This window comes from Candidatus Methylacidithermus pantelleriae, assembly GCF_905250085.1.
In the GTDB taxonomy this organism is placed as follows: Bacteria; Verrucomicrobiota; Verrucomicrobiia; order Methylacidiphilales; family Methylacidiphilaceae; genus Methylacidithermus; species Methylacidithermus pantelleriae.
The window spans coordinates 1-17946 of record NZ_CAJNOB010000003.1 but is presented as its reverse complement, the minus strand read 5'-3'; the positions used below and the strand labels follow the sequence as shown (position 1 = coordinate 17946).

The 17946-nt window shown below is 54.8% G+C and carries 13 protein-coding genes and 1 tRNA gene; 4 read left to right on the top strand and 10 right to left on the bottom strand.

Annotation, left to right across the window (positions count from 1 at the left end; genetic code table 11):
* The first annotated feature begins 77 nt into the window (after positions 1–77).
* The 3 genes from KK925_RS02070 to KK925_RS02060 all read left to right on the top strand — a co-directional run bounded on the left by KK925_RS02070 (position 78) and on the right by KK925_RS02060 (position 4924).
* On the top strand, positions 78–2249 hold the full coding sequence (locus KK925_RS02070; RefSeq protein WP_174582779.1) for a molybdopterin oxidoreductase family protein: 2172 nt from the start codon (positions 78–80) through the stop codon (positions 2247–2249).
* Positions 2246–3736 (top strand): FAD-dependent oxidoreductase, encoded by a 1491-nt coding sequence (locus KK925_RS02065; protein ID WP_174582740.1) that lies wholly within the window; start codon positions 2246–2248, stop codon positions 3734–3736. The genes KK925_RS02070 and KK925_RS02065 overlap by 4 nt, the downstream gene beginning before the upstream one ends.
* Positions 3737–3994: 258 nt before the next feature.
* Positions 3995–4924 (top strand): DUF72 domain-containing protein, encoded by a 930-nt coding sequence (locus KK925_RS02060; protein ID WP_174582739.1) that lies wholly within the window; start codon positions 3995–3997, stop codon positions 4922–4924.
* 3 nt (positions 4925–4927) lie between these two features.
* On the opposite strand, the gene KK925_RS02055 is transcribed toward KK925_RS02060, so the two are convergent.
* The 3 genes from KK925_RS02055 to KK925_RS02045 form a co-directional block, all read right to left on the bottom strand.
* Positions 4928–6601, bottom strand: coding sequence for a cbb3-type cytochrome c oxidase subunit I (locus KK925_RS02055; RefSeq protein ID WP_174582738.1), 1674 nt, complete (start codon positions 6599–6601; stop codon positions 4928–4930).
* Positions 6598–7083, bottom strand: a complete 486-nt coding sequence (locus KK925_RS02050) for a cupredoxin domain-containing protein (RefSeq protein WP_174582737.1) — start codon at positions 7081–7083, stop codon at positions 6598–6600. Before KK925_RS02050 ends, KK925_RS02055 begins: the two co-directional genes overlap by 4 nt.
* Positions 7084–7807: 724 nt before the next feature.
* Positions 7808–7897: transfer RNA gene (locus KK925_RS02045), tRNA-Ser, on the bottom strand.
* A 959-nt stretch (positions 7898–8856) separates the two neighbouring features.
* Between KK925_RS02045 and KK925_RS02040 the strand changes: the two genes are divergently transcribed.
* Complete coding sequence (locus KK925_RS02040) at positions 8857–9810, top strand: alpha/beta hydrolase (RefSeq protein WP_174582736.1); 954 nt, start codon at positions 8857–8859, stop codon at positions 9808–9810.
* On the opposite strand, the gene KK925_RS02035 is transcribed toward KK925_RS02040, so the two are convergent.
* From KK925_RS02035 to bamA, 7 genes are all read right to left on the bottom strand, one after another.
* Entirely contained in the window at positions 9790–10146 is a 357-nt protein-coding gene (locus KK925_RS02035) for an SH3 domain-containing protein (RefSeq protein ID WP_214096212.1), read from the bottom strand. The two genes, KK925_RS02040 and KK925_RS02035, sit on opposite strands and share 21 nt — an antisense overlap.
* 21 nt (positions 10147–10167) lie before the next feature.
* Positions 10168–11544 (bottom strand): 3-isopropylmalate dehydratase large subunit, encoded by a 1377-nt coding sequence (locus KK925_RS02030; RefSeq protein ID WP_174582778.1) that lies wholly within the window; start codon positions 11542–11544, stop codon positions 10168–10170.
* Between the two features lie 26 nt (positions 11545–11570).
* A complete protein-coding gene (gene thrC, locus KK925_RS02025; protein ID WP_174582734.1) occupies positions 11571–12635 on the bottom strand; it encodes a threonine synthase in 1065 nt (354 codons plus the stop codon).
* 10 nt (positions 12636–12645) lie between these two features.
* Complete coding sequence (locus KK925_RS02020; protein ID WP_174582733.1) at positions 12646–13947, bottom strand: homoserine dehydrogenase; 1302 nt, start codon at positions 13945–13947, stop codon at positions 12646–12648.
* Complete coding sequence (gene lpxD / locus KK925_RS02015) at positions 13944–15014, bottom strand: UDP-3-O-(3-hydroxymyristoyl)glucosamine N-acyltransferase (RefSeq protein WP_174582732.1); 1071 nt, start codon at positions 15012–15014, stop codon at positions 13944–13946. The genes KK925_RS02020 and lpxD overlap by 4 nt, the downstream gene beginning before the upstream one ends.
* Before the next feature lie 8 nt (positions 15015–15022).
* The gene (locus KK925_RS02010) at positions 15023–15616 is read right to left on the bottom strand and encodes an OmpH family outer membrane protein (protein WP_236027813.1); all 594 of its coding nucleotides are present in this window, start codon (positions 15614–15616) and stop codon (positions 15023–15025) included.
* A gap of 19 nt (positions 15617–15635) precedes the next feature.
* A partial coding sequence (gene bamA / locus KK925_RS02005; RefSeq protein ID WP_236027812.1) for an outer membrane protein assembly factor BamA occupies positions 15636–17946 on the bottom strand: 2311 nt, incomplete at its 5' end.

Here is a 17946-nt window from a genome sequence, read left to right as displayed (position 1 = left end):
AGCGGCTCCAACATGGACACAGCTGAATCCTTCGCGCTGGTTCTCCGTGGCACAGAGCCGGCTTCTCTTAGACTTTGATGCCGGAAAGTCCCATTTTGTTCGCCGGAAGCTGTGCTCTTCGGGAGGAAGCAAAAGGTTCTCTCACCCATTGCCCTTACTGCGGGCTTCAATGTCCGATGGAACTGGTCACCCTTCCCAGTGGGTCCCAAGTGTTTCCGGGAGACCCAGAGTGGGGATTGTGTCGCAAGGGATGGACCGCGGCCGAGCTACTCGACCGGAACGATCGCCTATTGACCCCATGGGTTCGTGATCACAAGCGGGCTAAGTTGCGGCCGGCGAGCTGGGGAGAAGCCCTCCGGAAAATTGCAGAATCTCTTGGAAAGCTCCGAGCAACGTATGGACTGAGTGCGGTTGGTGTTTTTGGGGGAGGGAGCCTAACCAATGAAAAAGCCTATCTTTTGGGTAAGTTTGCACGAGTCGTTCTTGGCACGCCGCATGTGGATTACAATGGGCGGTTTTGCATGTCCTCGGCTGCAGCTGCGATCACACGTTCCCTGGGACTGGACCGGGGGCTTCCCTTCCCGTTGGAGGATATTCCTCAGACGGAAGTCATTTTGCTGGCAGGTGCCAATCTTGCCGAGACCATGCCTCCGGTTATGCGGTACTTCCAACGGCAAAAGGAACGTGGTGGGCGCTGGATCGTAGTGGATCCAAGGAAAACGTCGCTCGCTGAGAAGGCGGATCTTCACCTGGCAATCACTCCGGGGACGGATGCGGCTCTTGCCATGGGACTTGTCCACCTGGCTTTACGGGAAGGATGGGTGGATTGGGAGTTCGTCAGGGAACGGACGGAAGGTCTTCAGGAGCTTGCGCTAGTGGCAAGTCAGTTTTGGCCGGAAAGAGTCGAATCGATTACAGGGGTGCCTGTGTTTCGCCTGCGCGAGGCTGCCCGATGGTTGGGAAGGGCAAAAACCGCCATGATTTTTACCGCTCGGGGGGCCGAGCAACAGGCTCATGGCGTAGAGAACGTGCTGGGCTACCTGAATCTAGCATTGGTGTTAGGCAAAATCGGAAGACCTTTTTGCGGGTTTGGCACATGGACCGGTCAGGGGAACGGTCAAGGGGCTAGAGAACTTGGGCTTAAGTGTGACCAGTTACCGGGCTACCGCAGTATTCAGGATCGCAAGGCCAGGCAAGAGATAGCTGCTCTTTGGGGGATTCCGGAAACTGCGCTTCCCAGGGAGGGTCTTTCGGCTTGGGAACTTCTTGATGGGATCGGGACACGGGAGGGGATTCGGGGTCTAGTGGTTATGGGCTCCAATATTGCGGTTTCAGCTCCCTATTCGTCTCGGGTTATCCAAGCGCTTGAGAGCCTTGAATTTCTATTGGTCGTTGACTTTTTCCTTTCCGAAACCGCGCTTCTTGCCGACGTGGTCCTTCCCGCTGCTCAATGGGCTGAGGAGGAAGGAACCATGACTAACGTAGAAGGTCGTGTGGTACTGCGGCAGAAGCTCAAAAAACCTCCTCCCGGAGTTTGTACCGACTTGGAGATCCTGCACCAGCTGGCGCGGGTTTTAGGGTGGAAAGAGGGCTTTCCGTCGGACCCGTGTGAGGTTTGGGAGGAAATTCGGCGGGCTACCCGGGGGGCTCCGGCAGATTACTATGGTGTGACCTACGAGCGGCTTCGCCGGGGAGAAAGGCTTTTTTGGCCCTGTCCCCAATTGGGTCATCCTGGAAAAGCTCGCCTGTTTTTGGACCGGTTTGAAACGCCCACAGGCAAAGCGCGCTTTTTTCCTGTTCGAAACTTTGGTCCTGTGGAAATCCCCGACAGTCAATATCCTCTCCTGCTCACTACGGGTCGAGTGGGGGCTCATTACCAATCGGGAACTCAGACGCGGAGGACCCGGGAGCTTTTGGAGGCCGAGCCGGAGCCTTTCGTTGAGATGCATCCCGCCACGGCACGTTCCCTGGGGATTCCCCACGGGGGCTGGGCGAGGATTTGGACCCGAAGGGGTGAGATCCGAGTCCGGGCACGATGGAGCCGAAGGATTTTGCCCCACGTGCTTTTTGTGCCCTTCCACTGGAGTGGACTGGGGCAAGCCAATCGCCTAACCAACCCCGCCCTCGATCCTGTTTCCAAAATGCCCGAGTTTAAAGTGTGCGCGGCGGCCGTGGAGCCTTGCTCTTGCCCCCAAGAGCCGGAAAGTCCGGACAAACAGAATTGTCCAGAAGAAGGAGTGACAGAATGAGAACCCGTAGGCGTCGCTTGCTTTTGGTGGGGAATGGGATGGCAGGCGCGCGGTTTCTTGAGGAACTCCTCACCCGTGGCGGGACCGAATCATTCGAGGTTGAAGTGTTTGGGGAAGAACCGACCGGTGGGTACAACCGGGTTCTCCTTTCCCACATTTTGGAAGGCGCTATGTCTCCTTGGCAAATCATCACCCATCCACCCCGCTGGTACCGGGAACATGGGATGGCTTTTCACTGTGGTGTTCGTGTGGACGCCATCGCTCGAGCTGACCAAGCCGTCCATGGAAGCGATGGGCGATGGTACCCTTATGACGTTTTAGTGTTGGCGACGGGAAGCCGACCACATGTTCCCCCCTTGAAAGGGCTTGTGGACCGCTCAGGAAAATGGCGCAACGGGGTGTTCACGTTTCGTACTCTCGGGGATTGTCGAAGGATTTTGCGGAGGGCCGACAGATGCCGGAGAGCGGTGGTCGTTGGCGGAGGACTTCTCGGGCTAGAGGCTGCCTGGGGTTTGGCTTGCCGGGGGCTAGAGGTTCACCTCGTTCATATCCAGGGGCACCTCATGGAACAACAGCTCGATCCACAAGCCGGACAGCTTGTTGCGCACTATCTGGAAGCGCGGGGAATTTGCGTTCACCTTCGAAAAGTAGCCTTGGCTTTGTTGTGGAAAGGGAACCAGCTCCAGGGTGTCTCGATGGAGGGAGGGGAAACTCTTCCTGCCGATTTGGTGGTGATTGCGACCGGGGTTCGTCCCGAAACCCGCTTGGCCGCCAGTAGCGGCCTAGCAGTAAACCGCGGAATCGTTGTGGATGACAAGCTGCGAAGTGTGACAGATGAGAAGGTCTATGCTATTGGCGATTGCATCGAACACCGAGGAAAGAGCTACGGGCTTGTCGCCCCGGCATGGGAACAAGCGCGGGTCTTGGCTGAGCACGTAATCGATCCCTCTTCGAATGTTTTCTACCGGGGCTCCGTGGTTGGGGCGAAACTCAAAGTTGCGGGACTTGAGGTGGTTTCCGTGGGCCGGAGCACGGAGGAGCCGAAGGACCAGGTGATTCTCTATACCGAACCGGCCCGGGGGATTTACCGGAAGCTACTCGTCCGGGACGGCCGGCTAGCAGGAGCGATCCTCATTGGCGAGGCGCCGACTTGCGGGATTATCTTCCAATATTTCGAGCGGGGATTGCCGGTTCCTCAGGATCCCACAGCGCTTCTTTTTGATTGGGCCAGCGGGGGGGACGATCTGTCTCTTGGGTCCCTTTCTAAGGAGAGCCTCCTTTGCCAGTGCAACGGTGTTACGCGGGCCAGGGTCATGGAATGTGTTCTTCGCGGGGCCCGTAGCTGGAAAGAGGTTGCCAAAGAGACTCGGGCAGGTACCGGGTGCGGGGGTTGCCGCAACGCCATTGAAGCGCTTTTGACAACAAGGGAGCTAGGTATATCTTGCGAAACCAAAAGCCTCCTTGCGGTGGCAACCAACGGCAGGTAAACGTTTTTACTCAAAGTTCGACAGGGAAGCGGTCGGGATGTCCCACGGTTTGGAACAAAGCTTTTTTCTTTGGATTTCTCTAGAGAAAAAAAGTCGATCCTATGGATTACCGTTTTTGGGGGAAACTACCATGAGACTTCCGGGATCGGTCCTAGGATTTTAAGATCCGCTTTTAGAGCCCACTTGGAAGCTAGCCAGACGTCGGGGAAGAAGCTTCTCCCCATGCGTTAAAACTTTGTCAAAAAAAGACCGACGAGGGTGTCAAAAATCTTTATTGGCACGGCGTCTTGGACAGACCCAACCCTTTTGGAATCGGGCTGGTACCCTCCAGAAGTTTCTACTGCCGAAGAACGCCTTCGGTACTACGCAAGAAGTTTCTCCCTGGTCGAGGTGGATGCCACCTTTTATGCCTTGCCTTCGCTTCGCAATGTGCAGGCATGGGTGAATCGAACCCCGGCAGGTTTTCGTTTCGATGTCAAGGCCTTTCGGGCATTCACCCAGCACTGGATTCCGCCGGAAAGTCTTCCCAGAGATTTGCGGTCGGAAGTAGGATCTCCCCCGAGGGAAACGGGCTGGTACTTGGAAGAGCTAGGATCGGACGTACAAGAGGAACTGTGGAGGCGGTTCGTCACAGCGTTGGAGCCCCTGCGGGCAGGGGCAAAATTAGGCGTGCTCCTTTTTCAGTTTCCCCCTTGGTTTGTTTGCCGCTCCATCCATCGGACCTGGGTCGAGCGTTGTGTGGATCGGTTACAAGGATTTTCTTTGGCCATTGAATTTCGTCACAAAAGTTGGTGGGAAGGGGTCCGTGGGCGCGAAACGCTACGCTGGGAACGAGAGCTGGGGGTAGTTAACGTAGTGGTGGATGAGCCCCAGGGATTTCCCAGCAGCGTTCCGGCGGTTTGGGAGGCGACTTCCCACCATTTTGCGATGGTGCGACTCCACGGGAGGAACCGCGAGACCTGGGTGAAAAAGGGTCTTTCGACGGCAGCAGAACGGTTTAAGTACCTCTATACGGAGGAGGAGCTAGGGGCATTGATCGATCCCATCCTACGTTTGAGCCACCAGGTGACCGAAACCCATGTCATTTTCAATAACTGTTACCGAGACTACGGCGTACGCAATGCTTCTCAATGTCAGGAGATTCTAACGCGCGTGCTACATCAATCCGATAAAACAGGCCAAGCCTAACCGTTAAAAGGATTTAAAGGGCCCAATCTCTAGGTGAGGTGGCCAAGCGTGGAAAAGAAAGTAATCTCCGTAGACGATTCCCGTAAGGACCAATGCTGCCAGTGTCCAGAACCATAACCGATCTAACCAAATCTCCCACCCTGTAGAGGAGGGTCCCAGAAGCACACTGCAAAACGGGATTCTTCGCTCTTCTTGCTTTTGCGCTTTCCCCAGAAAGAATGTAAGAAGCAGGGTTGCTAAAATAAGCGCCATTCCGATAAACATGAGGGAACCCCCGAGGGCGGTTAGCGTGCCTGCGAGTTTCCAGCCGGGCAGGGGCGGGTAGTGGGCAATGGATAAGGCTGTCCGGCGTGGCATCCCGGCAAGTCCTCCCGAAATTTCCCCACGCGCGAAAAGTAAAACCCCTATAAAATAGATCCATGCGCCCACCAGAGGGAGTTGCCGGTTAATCAAAGTTCTCCTGCAAAGATAGGGGACCAACCAGCACCCAATTCCGCCATAGGAAAGGGCGACCGCTGTACCGAGGGTTAAGTGAAAGTGGCCAGGAACAAAAGTCGTGTTATGAATCTTTAAGTTCATTGTATAACTTGCGTTCATGAGTCCCGTAATCCCACCTCCTAAAAAGGCGATCATTCCGAGAAGCTGCGGGACCAACGCTGGCTCATCCCAAGGGAGTTTGAAGAACCAACCGAGAAGACCTTTTCCACCCCGAGCCCGCCCAGCAATCTCGAGTGCATACAGGACGGAAAAGGCGGTCATGAAACTGGGTATCATAACTGCAAATGTGAGAAAGGTCGTAACAAGTTTGAGCTCTACCGGAACATGGGGATCGACATATTGGTGATGGAATCCTACAGGGATCGTTAAAAGAAAGAAAAGAAAGGCGATTCGGGCCATGCGGTCGCTTAAGAGTTGGCCGCCGGCCAGCTTGGGCACCATGGTGTACCAGGATAGATAAACCGGAAGGAGCCAGAAGTACACGATGGGATGCCCTGTGTACCAGAAAAGGGAGCGAGAAAGACCTGGGTCAATTCCGGGAAGGAGGCCAAGGGACCACGGTAAAAGGAAAGCCACGACCTCAATGGCGACGCCCGCAGACGAGATGTCCCAGAAGATATACGTGACGACTCCTAGAAAAGCAGGCAGGGGGATGCGCTGTGTGGGGTTGTTTTTCCTCCACGTGGCTAGGGTCACAAAGAGTCCAATCGACGTAATCCAAGTGCTTATCACAAGAAGAGCGAGTCCTGCGTAAAAGAGGGGGCTAGCCTGAAAGGGAGGGTAGAAGGTATACAGAACGTTGGAACTTCCTTGGAAGATGGAAAAAGCCGCAAGTGTAGCCCCTAAGAAAAGGGCTCCAAAAGCGCTCCATAAAAGCGAGAGGGGGATGGCAACCCCAAGGGCGGCTTCGACCACAAGCGAGACAAAGCAGTTTGAGAAGGCGAAGGTTAAGACAAAGGCATTAAAAATCCCGTGCGCCGTAAGGCCCTGATAGTAGGTTCGCATTCCCGGGAAATATTGAAATAGATCGATTCCTGCGTAGTTGATGGCCTGGGCCAAGCCGTTGACGATCCCAAGGGAAAGTGCAATCAGTCCTGTAACAAGTGTGTACTGGCACACCCGTTTGTGGGATTCGGATAGGTCAAAGACTGCTTCTGAGTAACGGCTTCCCGTGGTCATCGTACAAGGATTTCCCCTGTCATGTCTTGGTGAAAAAGGCCACAGTATTCGTGACAAATCATTGGATAGATTCCAGGTCGATCGAACTGGTAAAGTTCCTGGGTGACGTGTCCTGGGATGAGCATCATATTAATCGGGGTTCCCGGAATGATAAGCCCATGAGTGACGTCGGCGGAGGTTGCGATAAAAAGAACCCGGGTCTTTGTAGGGATCTCTAGGCGCGGAGGATTGAAAGACCAGGCTTGGGCCACAATCGCGGCTTGGACAATGCCGGGGCCAACCTGATGGACGCCTGGAGCCTGAAACGGGGAAGTTTGATAGACCCTCAGGATGAGGGGTTCATTGGGGCGGGGAAGAATCGGTTGAGAAGAGTAAGGAAGCGAGCGATGAAAGAGTGCGCTAGCAAGAATAATGAGACCAAAAAGGCTAATGAGAAGCACAATACATGCCCACACATATACTCGTTCAATCTTCTCAACCATAAAAAACTTCCTGTCCAAAAGGATATTGACAAGCTTGTGGTTTCATTAACGGATAAGCTCAAACAGCATGTAGAGCCACATGCCGGCAAGCGCGGCTAAATAAAGACCCAAAAGAAACAACGTGCCTACTGGGGGAGGGGGCTCAACATGGGAGCTTTTGTCCATTGAGAGGGGAGAGTGAGGTTCTTCGGGAGAGGATCTCTTATTGTGGGGGTTCATGTGAGCTTGGAGGGGATAGATAGCGTTGGAGGAGCCAAGCGTAACTAAAAGTCGCTAGGAAAAGTCCCGCAAGCGACGAGATCACAAACCTTTGGCAGCTCTGACCCTGGAGAAGCCGATCAACACAACCCCAGAGGAGAGAAATGCAAATGCCGCCAAGCCAAATATAGAGAAGAAGGATCACAAGGATTCGGCTACCGGAGAAGGGCGAATCCATAAGAAATACTTATTTAAATGTACTGCCTTGTCAACCGTAAGCTAGATCCTTCGAGGTGCCGCTTGGGCCAGGTGGATTGCTCTTCTTAGGTCAAAGCAGTGCTCCGGGGCGCCTTTCCAGCGCAGGAACAAAGGGAAACTTTGGGACCAGAGCGACATCCGTACAAGGAAAGCCTTTGACCAGGAGGGAAAAAGAGGTTTTTTTCTTGCCCTGAACCACGAGCTAACGACGGTCAAAGCATCCTCTCCGGGGAGGCGCTCCGCTTCTCCTTGCGGGGTTTACCCATCCCGGACAGGGTGGGATTCGAACCCACGGTCCGCTTTTTAGGCGGACACACGCTCTCCAGGCGTGCCCAATCGGCCACTCTGGCACCTGTCCTTCTTGCAGGGGCGAACACAGAAGACTAAATCAGAGAAAAAAGTCTCTGCCAAGAGCTTCGTTCTCAAAAGCGAGCTATTGAATCCGATGCGGGGCCTTTAGCGTGTGTCGCCCGGTGGGCAGAGAGTTATTCCCATCTGGCGAGGATCGCTCGAGTTGGCAGTAACGCGGGCGGCTGCTGATGCCAAGGCTGGTGGGCGAAGGTTCTTAGCAAAGGTCTGGATAAGTGGGGAGGGGCACACCTCTGCGGGCGTGAGCACAAGAGGGCTATCAAAGGAAGGACGTAAAACCGTCTATCCGGGGACGCTAGAGTTTGGCCCTTCCAAGCGACGGGTTATGTGTTGCTCGATAAAGACGGCAGTGCGCGCACGGGCAAAGGCCACCGGGGTATCAGGTGGGCCATCCTCGCAAAGGGTGGTCGACCGCAGAATGGAAGGTCTATCCGGCCAGGCAGTTGAGCAGGTCTCCAAAGGACCAACCCGTTGCTGCATCCAAGCGCCGGACGTGGCCAGGGGGGAAGTTGGATCGGCCCATAGAAATCCGGGGAATTTGGAGCCAGTCTGAGGGAGAGGGCCCGGACCGACAGGCGAAAGGGAAACGCCCAAAAAGGGAGAGCATAGCAGAGTGACGAGAAGTCTCCAACGCAACGGCTCGTTCGCGAGGTTTCTGGCCGGTGTTGGCAGAAGCGGGGAAGACGGCCCGATCAGCCGTCGTCAGCATCATTCCGCCATTGCGTTGTGCGGAAGCCCTCTGCCCAAAAAGGCTGGGCATCGTTCAGTGAGAGGGGAGTGCAGACGGAGGTTTGGGGGGAGGCCACCTGGGGCATTTCCTGATCAAAAGCGGTGATCCCCGCTCTGGCGTTTCTCACTTGTGCCATGCCGCTTGTTGCTTTCTGCGGTTTTGCAAAAAGGGCTCATGGGACGTAACCTCACCTTTGATTTGGGTGAGCCTAGAGCCGTATGCGCAAGAGTAGTTCCCGTTTCTGGACAAAATTAGGAGCGACCAAGAGGACCCAGGTTCTCAAGGTAGCGAGCTGCGCGCTGGGAGTCGCCGTGTTGGGAGCCGGGCTTTTTCTTTACTCGGTGACCGAATCCCTGGCACGGCTCGCGGTGACGGTCCCCTGGAATTCAAGCCCTAGTGTTTCGCCGGCTCTCTTGGGGTTGCGGTACGAGACTTGGCGTTGTGTCTCCTCGGATGGGGTGCTACTGGCGGGCTGGTACGTCCCCGGGGAGTCACTCTCTAGGGTTCCTCCCTTAGTGGTCGTTCATGGTTTGGGTGCAAGCAAGGAGTTCATGTTGAACTACATTGCTTTAGGTCACCGGCTCGGCATGGGGGTATTGGCCGTAGATCTTCGGGGACATGGAGAAAGCCAAAAGACACTAACAAGCTTGGGGTATCGAGAACCCCTGGATCTAGAAGCGTGGGAGAAAGAGCTTCGCTCCCGAGGACTACCTCCGCCGGTTGTCTGGGGGATTTCCTTGGGCGCCGTGACAGCTCTCCGATTTGCTTCCCGGCATCCTGAAGTGGCGGGACTCATCGCGGATGCGCCTTTTGATACCCTTCGCCACACGCTGGCCATTCACGGAGAGCTACTCTTTGGATCCAAGGTTAGGCCCTTGGTGGGCTTGGTCGCGTGGGAGCTCCAACACGGCTACGGTGTTCCCGTCCAGGAGGTCGATTGCGTGGCCGCTGCCTCCCAGGTTCGTTGTCCCACCCTTGTACTGGCTGCGGAGGAAGACCGAAGAATGCCCATTCCGGTGGTTCGGCGAGTCTTTGATGCTTTACCTGGGCCCAAACGGTGGTGGGTGATCCCAGGTACCACTCATGAGAAGCGTCCTTTTACCCAAGCATTTTGCCGGGTCATCGAAGATTTCCTCCGTTTTTGCATCGACCTAGCGCAACGGGGTTCCTAGCGTGCTTGGGGAGGTTTCCTCTGCTTGGCCTACGTAGTCAGAAGGAACAAATCCCTGTTCTCCTCCCACCGTTTCAACCTTGCAGTAGGAATCTTCCCTTTCGAGAATCCGAACCCGAGTCCCTTTCTCTAAATAGGTGTCAGCGGTAAACTGCCCAGGACCCGTCTTGCAGAGGGGGGCCTTTTGTGTAATCACGCTGTCAAAAGGAACGATATCGGAGGCGCACGCAACCAACGTCCAGGCGAGGATCGCCATGCCTATCCAGGAACCCAGGCTTCCCTGCTTTCGGCAGAGTTCGTGGCGGAGGGCATTCTGCTGTGGTTTCTGGGATAGCATCGGAAAGGAATTTTTTTCTTTCTACCCGGTGGGAAGATACTCTCTGGGGTCTACGATCCGTCCTTCCAGCGCGGAAGCAGCGACCGTGTAGGGGGAGGCGAGGTACACCTGGCTTTCCTTGTGTCCCATCCGTCCCGGGAAGTTGCGATTCGTAGTCGAAATGCACACCATCGGGCGATTGAGACGACCAAAGGTGTCAGCGGGCCCCCCCAGGCAGGCAGCACAGGAGGCATTTTCTGTGAGTTGAACGCCAGCACTTTGGAGGATTTCCCACACCGTTTGCTCCCCTAAGGATCGTTGCTTGAGCTCCCGGACCACCTCGGGTGTCGCTGGAACCCCAAAGGTTTCGACACGAACCTTGCGACCCTTGACCACCTCCGCGAACGCCAGAAAATCCGAGACTTTTCCACCCGTGCAACTCCCGATGTAAGCCCGGTCGATACGCACATGGTGGAGCCTGTGGGCAGGCACGCGATTGCCAGGATTAGGAGGTGCGGCTACGGTTGGTTCGATGCGGCTAAGATCCATCCTCCATTCCGAGAGAACCTCTTGCTCCGGATCGGGTTCCACAGGCTCGTAGTCTTTCGGGGTTCCATTTTGTCGAACTTTTTCTTCCACAAAGGCCAGCGTTTTGGCATCAGCCGGAAAGATGGCGTTTTTGGCACCCGCCTCGATGGCCATGTTGGCGATAGTCATCCGGTCTTCGATGGAGAGGGAAGTCACGCCGGGTCCCTCCCATTGCATCGCGCAATACGTAGCTCCGTCAAAGCCAATTTCTCCAATGACATGGAGGATAAGATCTTTGGCCATCACCCCAAAGCCTAGTTCTCCTTCCAGGTAGAAGCGCAAAGTCGGTGGCACCTTCACCAGAATCCGCCCGGTTCCCAAAACAAAGGCAGCATCCGTGTTGCCAATACCTGTAGCAAAAAGGTTAAACGCCCCGGCTGTACAGGTGTGGCTATCGGTTCCAAGAAGGACTTCTCCCGGTCGGACATGACCTTTTTCTGGGAGCGCGGTGTGACACACGCCCGCGTAGCGACTGCCGTACTGCCGGCGATAGGGCCCCAAGGAGGGATCGAAAGCCCAGCGCGCCTCCGAGTCATCCACGACATCGTAGAAGTACTGGATCCCTTGTTGCCTGGCAAATTGCCGCAAGATGTCCAAGTTTCGGTGACACGTGGAATCGGCTGTAAACACGAAGTGATCCGGAATAAGAATAACTCGTTTCGGATCCCACACTCTAGCTCCCTTGCCAAACTCCCGGTAGAAAATGCCAATCGTCGGAGGCCCACAGACATCGTGGGTAAAAAGGTAGTCCACGCGGATCCAAACACTTTCCCCAGCTCGCACCTGTCGTTTCCCGCTGGCCCGGGCAAGAATTTTTTCGGTCAGTGTCACTGTTTCTCCCTTTTGCCGTCTCAAGTTCAAAAACCCAAGAAATAAAGAAGACTTTGTTTGGACGGTTCCACTTGAACCGGTTTAAACCGCGCGCAACCCACAGCGGCTTGCGGATCTTTGAGCCCGTGCCCGGTAAGGGTGGCAACCACAAGGCTCCCTTCTGGGATAAGACCTTTTTTCCAGGCTTTCCGCAGGCCGGCCAGAGAGGCCGCAGAGGCGGGTTCCACGAAGATTCCTTCTCGACGGGCGACCAGCTCGTAGGCTTCCATAATCTCCTCGTCGGTCACTTTGTCGAATCGACCTCCCGATTCTCGAACAGCCTGGCAAGCTCCGTCCCATGCTGCTGGATGACCGATGCGAATCGCACTGGCTATGGTCGTTGGGCAACGGACGGGGTGTCCGTCGACTAGGGGAGCTGCCCCTGCAGCCTGGATGCCAAAGAGTTTCGGGAGCTGCCGGATAAGGCCATCCTGAAAGTACTCGGAGTATCCCTTCCAATAGGCCGTGATATTACCGGCATTACCCACGGGAAGAAAGTGGAGGTCTGGGGCTCTACCAAGCGCGTCACAAATTTCAAAAGCGGCCGTTTTTTGTCCTTCGAGCCGTGTTGGGTTGACCGAGTTGACGAGCTCAATTTCCGGATGCTCGCAACATAACTCTCGTACTAGCTTTAAAGCCTGGTCAAAGGTATCCTCCAGAGCAGCTACCCGGGCTCCGTGAACCAGAGCTTGCGCTAGCTTTCCCGCAGCCGCCCCGCCGCTGGGAAGGAGCACGGCACAGGGCAATCCTGCACGAGCTGCGTAGGCTGCTGCTGAGGCGGCCGTATTGCCAGTGCTGGCGCAGAGAATCACTTGAGCTCCGCGCTCGGCGGCTTTGCTCACAGCAACGGCCATTCCGCGATCTTTAAACGAGCCGGTCGGGTTTACAGCTTCGCACTTAAAGTAAAGCTCGACACGAGCTCCAATGGCCTGGGCGAACTGCGGAGCCGGTAAAAGGGGTGTATTCCCTTCAAAAAGTGTAATCATGGGTGTTAACGGGCCTACAGGGAGACGGTCCCGGTATCGATCCAAAATGCCACGCCACTGAGCCACAGGCACAATGTTACCCAGAAATATCTTCTACACGAATGCTTATTGCGGGAGGTTCTACCACCGGAAGTCCTTCGATAACCTTTTTGGCGGAACGAAAAGCGCGTTCCTGGGCATCATGTAAAAGCACCAAAAGAGGAACTCGGGCTCCTCCATGACCCTCAGGCTGGATGACGGCCGAGATGCCAATGTGGTGATGGGCAAAAACGGAAGCGATCTGAGCCAGGACGCCAGGTCGGTCCTCCACGGTAAGCCGCAAATAGTAACGCGACAGAATGTCTTCCATCGGTTTGAGACGCACCGAACCATGATCTTCACGCCAGATGCGTTCCCAATATGCTTCATCAGAGGAGGCCCGGGCCAGCTCCGCTAGATCGCTCAAGATGGCGCTGGCTGTTGGATTTCCCCCTGCCCCTGGGCCGTAGAAAAGGGTTTCCCCAACCACATCTCCCTGAACGCAAATGGCGTTGTAGGGGCCATTTACCGAGGCAAGGATATGACGTTTGGGTAAAAGCGTAGGGTGCACTCGCACCTCTACTTGTCCGTCAGGGTGGCCTTTAATGATGGCCAAAAGCTTTAGCTCATACCCGAAGCGTTCGGCATAACAAAGGTCTTCCAGTTGAATGGCTTCAATCCCCTCTCGGTAGACGTTCTCTAAACTTGGCCAAAACCCGTACGCCAGAGCCGTCAGAATGACTGCCTTGTGAGCTGCGTCGTGGCCTTCCACGTCGAGTCGCTCGTCGGCTTCGGCAAACCCAAGTCGTTTGGCTTCTGTTAAGGCCTCGTGGTACTCGACCGCTCTTTCCTTCATCCGGGAAAGGACGTAATTGCACGTCCCATTGAGGATACCGTGGATGGAAAGAATCCGGTTGGCCACTAGCCCTTCTCGAAGCGCTTTGATGAGGGGGATGCCACCGGCAACGCTCGCTTCGAAAAGCACATGCCGCCGCTGGCGCGAGGCAAGTTCAAACAATGCTTGGCCATGCGTCGCTAAAAGGGCCTTGTTAGCCGTGACGACATGCTTTCCATTGTGGAGAGCACTTTCCACAATTTTCTTAGCTTCCTCGATTCCTCCGATGACCTCGACGATGACATCCAATTGCGGATCGCTGGTTAACGATGACCACTCGGGTGACCACAGCTCCTTGGAGATCCCCAGTTCCTCTAACCGCCGGGGCGAACGGCTACTCACCCTTCGGATGACGATCGGCCTTCCGGACCGCCGCTCCAGAAGCCGCGCTTGGGTCCGCAACTGTCTCCAGACGGCACCTCCGACGTTTCCCAGTCCGACAAGTCCAATGCGCAAAGGAGTCATGAGGATCTTTCCGGATGAGGCATCCCTGTTGGGGAACAGCCGCTTTCCAGTTCTTCGAGCCTTTGTTCGAGCTGCTGAACCCGTTTCCATAGTTGAGGTAATTTCCGGTAAAGCGCCTCCAGCCGGAGGGTTTCGGCAGCCGGCCGAGCGTGGCTTCCAGAGTAGATCGCACCCGGAGGGACGTCCTTTGCGACACCGGATTGCGCCGTAATAATCGCGCGCTCTCCAATGTGAAGGTGACCGGCTAGGCCAACCTGGCCCGCAAGCGTCACATAGGATCCGAGAGTAGTGCTGCCGGAAATGCCGGTCTGGGCTACGATAACGCAGTGTTTGCCAATGACCACATTATGCCCGATTTGAACTAGATTGTCGATTTTGCATCCCTCTTGTATCCAGGTTTTGCCAAACCGGCCACGGTCAACTGTGGTGTTGGCGCCAATTTCCACATCGTCGTCAATCTGAACTGAGCCCAGCTGTGGGATTTTCCGGTGCTTCCCCTCGATCAACTCATACCCGAATCCGTCCGATCCGATCACCACACCTGGATGGAGCGTCACCCGGTTCCCTAGAACACAGCGCTCCCGGATCACCACGTGGGGATAGAGAAAGCAATCCGCGCCAATCTGACATTCGGGTCCAATATAACTCCCGGCACCCACGATGGTTCGAGGGCCAATGCGGACCCCTTTTTCAACGATGGCGTAAGGCCCCACACTAACGTCCTGGCCTAACTCCACATCTTGGGCAACAAAGGCCAGAGGGTGAACGCCGGCCTCAGGCCGTGCCGGAGCAGGGAGAAAAAGCGCCGCAATTTGAGAAAACGCCAAGGAAGGGGAGTCGACTCGAATCTGGGTGCACGGAAAACAGCTCGGCCCATGCCGGTCCACCACCAGGGCCGAAGCTTTGGTTTGGAACGCCAAAGAAGTGTACCGCGGATTTCCGAGAAACGAAATGTCTCCCACTTGAGCGGAGGCAAGGTCGGCAACCCCTGAGATGGCTATCTCCGGATTTCCCACAACCTCTCCCCCCACGAGGGAGGCCAGGTATCCAACCGTATAGACCGACACGATCTCCCTTACCGTTTGGAAGAACTGGACGAACCAGAGTTAATCAGCCGGATCACGTCGTCCGTAATGTCCCGAAGGCCTTGCGCATACAACACCACCGGGACCCCGGTCAAGGACACGCTCGACTTGTCCAGTACCAGGAGAAACTTTTCTCGCGCACTAAAGTCGGTAACCACTTTGGTAATCTCCTGAAGGAGTCCTTGCCGCATGCGCTGGGATTGCTCTTCAAATTCCTTGGTCCGGGTCAGCTGGAATTCCTGGATTTTGCGCTCCATGTTGCGAAGATCCTGCACCTTGGTCTCAAACGCCTTTCGTTTTTCTTCCCTCGCTGATTCCGGAAGGCTTTTGTCAACGGCCGCATCGCGGATCTTTTGCGTTTCATCGGCAAGCTTTTGGTAATCCGCCAGCATCGTCTGGCGCTCCCGCTGGAACGCGTTGGCTCGCTCCCGCAAGGCAGCCTCGGCTTGCTTGGTCTTGTAGTACTCCTTAAAAGCACGCTGCATATCGATCAGCGCAATCCGAGGAGAAGCCTCCTGGCCCCACAGAGAACCCACCACAGCCCAGGTTGCCGCCATCAGGGTCAAAGAAAAAGAGCGTTTCATGGTTGGCCAATACCAATAGTTAGAAGGCATAGCCAACGTCAAACGCAAATCTGCCCGAAGTCCGATTAAACCGGTCCGCCTTGATGGGCCATCCATAATCGAGCCGGAGAGGACCAATGGGCAGGTACAACCGCACCCCGATCCCGGCCGACCCGTTGAGATCAGGCAGGAAATGGTCGTAGCGACCAAAACCGGCGTCCACAAATCCCCAGTCAGTGAAAACCGCACCTCGAACGCGCGAGATAATTGGAAAAGTAAGTTCAAACTGAGAAAACGCCATCGTACTCCCCCCGATCGAAAATCCCAGGGGATCCTTCGGGCCAACCATATTGTAGTCAAAGCCTCGAACCGTGCGTGGCCCTCCTAGGAAGTAGCGGTCAAATAAGGGAACGAACGCAGATGCCCCGTAATGGTTGATCACTCCTGTAGCGCCATTGACCGAAAAGATTAGATCGTACGGTAAGAGAACATATTTCTGCCAATCCAGTTCGGCTCGGTAAATATTGGTCTGACCTAAAAGCGGCCCCCCGGCACCTTGGAGCAAAATGTTGATCTTTTCCCCTCTTCGTGGGATCAGCAGGCTGTCCCGCGTATCGTAGGTAAGATTTAAAAGCACGCTACTTTCTGAAAGGCTCTTATTGGCGTTTAAAAGGTTAAGATAAAAGGGATCATGGAAGGGAAAGTTAATGTGGAATAGCTCATAGACCTGATACCGGTACATCGGTGCAATCGTCCAGAAAGGAGAAAGCGCCTTTGCCAGCCGGATGTCGCCCCCAATCCTTCGCTCGTTGTATATGTTAAAGCCCGAATAATCAAACTCGTCGGCAAAAAGGTCAAACCCTACCGCCAATCTACGATTAAGAAACCAGGGTTCGGTAAAGGACAGGATCACATTTTTGGTCAAAAGTCCAAGCTGGAGGCGAAGCCGGAATTTTTGTCCAGCACCTGTAAAGTACGGGGGATTGGTGATGTCAAAGTTTCCTTGAGAAAGTTCCACGAACCCAAGAAAACTTTCCACACTACTAAATCCAACACCAAAGGTAACGTTTCCGGTGCGCTTTTCGCTTACAGTCACAACTACGTTTCTGCGATTGGGTATGTTGGTTTCCTCAGGGCTAATATCCACTCTCTCGAAGTATCCCAGGTTCTCTAGTCTCTTTTTACTAGCGTCAACGGATACGCTGTTGTAAACATCCCCAGGCCCGACGGCGAGCTCTCGTCGAATGACCTTGTCCTTTGTCTTGGTGTTGCCCTGAACAATCACCTTATCCACATAGATTTGAGAGCCTTCCGAGATGTGGTAGACAAGATCGATTGTGCCGTGTTCCGCCACCGGCACCCGCTCGGGTTTTACGTCGGCATCAATATATCCCTTTAACCCGTAAAGGTCGCGAATGGCTTTAGTATCATCTTCCAAAGCCTGCGGAGAAAAGACCGCCCCTTCCTTGAGTTTAAGGTACTTCCGGATTTCGGGTTCCGAGTACAACCGGTTGCCTTCGATACGCAGTTTTCCTACATGATATTGAGTTCCTTCAGACACAGAAATCACGATGACAAGTTTCCCTTTTTCCGGGTGCTCAAAGCGAACGTCTCGGACCGTCATGTCAATATAGCCGTGGTTCTGATAATATTCTTTGAGTTTGGCAAGATCCTCCTGGAACTGATCTTCCTTAAAAAGTCCCGATTTGTTGATAAAGGAAAGGAGGTTTTTCTTTCGGGTTTTGAGGAGTTTTCTTAGCTCTTTTTCGGGAAAGGCATGGACACCTTCGAAACCGACTTCGGAGACAAACTCTTTGGGGCCTTCCACAATGTTGAAGCTAACCACAGCTCGCCCAAACTCCTCGTTGACATCGATCCGGTAGGTGACCTGGGCGCGACCGTATCCTTTGGAAAGGTAGTAATCTTTGATCTTTTCGGCATCGGTAGAGATTTGAAGCTCGTTTAATGGGTCGCCGGGTTTCGTTTTGACCTCTTTACGCAAGCGTTTCGTAGAAACTTCTTGGTTGCCTTGGATGATCACCTCCTTGACCAAAGGTTTGGGCTGGACAATGACGATCACCTTCACTCCGTCAGCAAGCGGCTCATGCGAAATGCGCAAGTTAACAAACCGACCGGTGGCATAAAGATTGCGAACATCCTCTTCGACTGTCGCAGGGTTATACGGTTGGCCAACCGTCGTCCGCATGTTGGAGAGAATCAGCGAGCGGCTGACGGATTTCGGTCCGACATAAACGATTTCAATCTCTTTGACCGGAGGACCTTGAACCCCCGGCCGGGTGGGAGGAGCGGGCCTGGTCTCCTCCGGGGGTCTAGGGGGCTGGGGTTTTTCC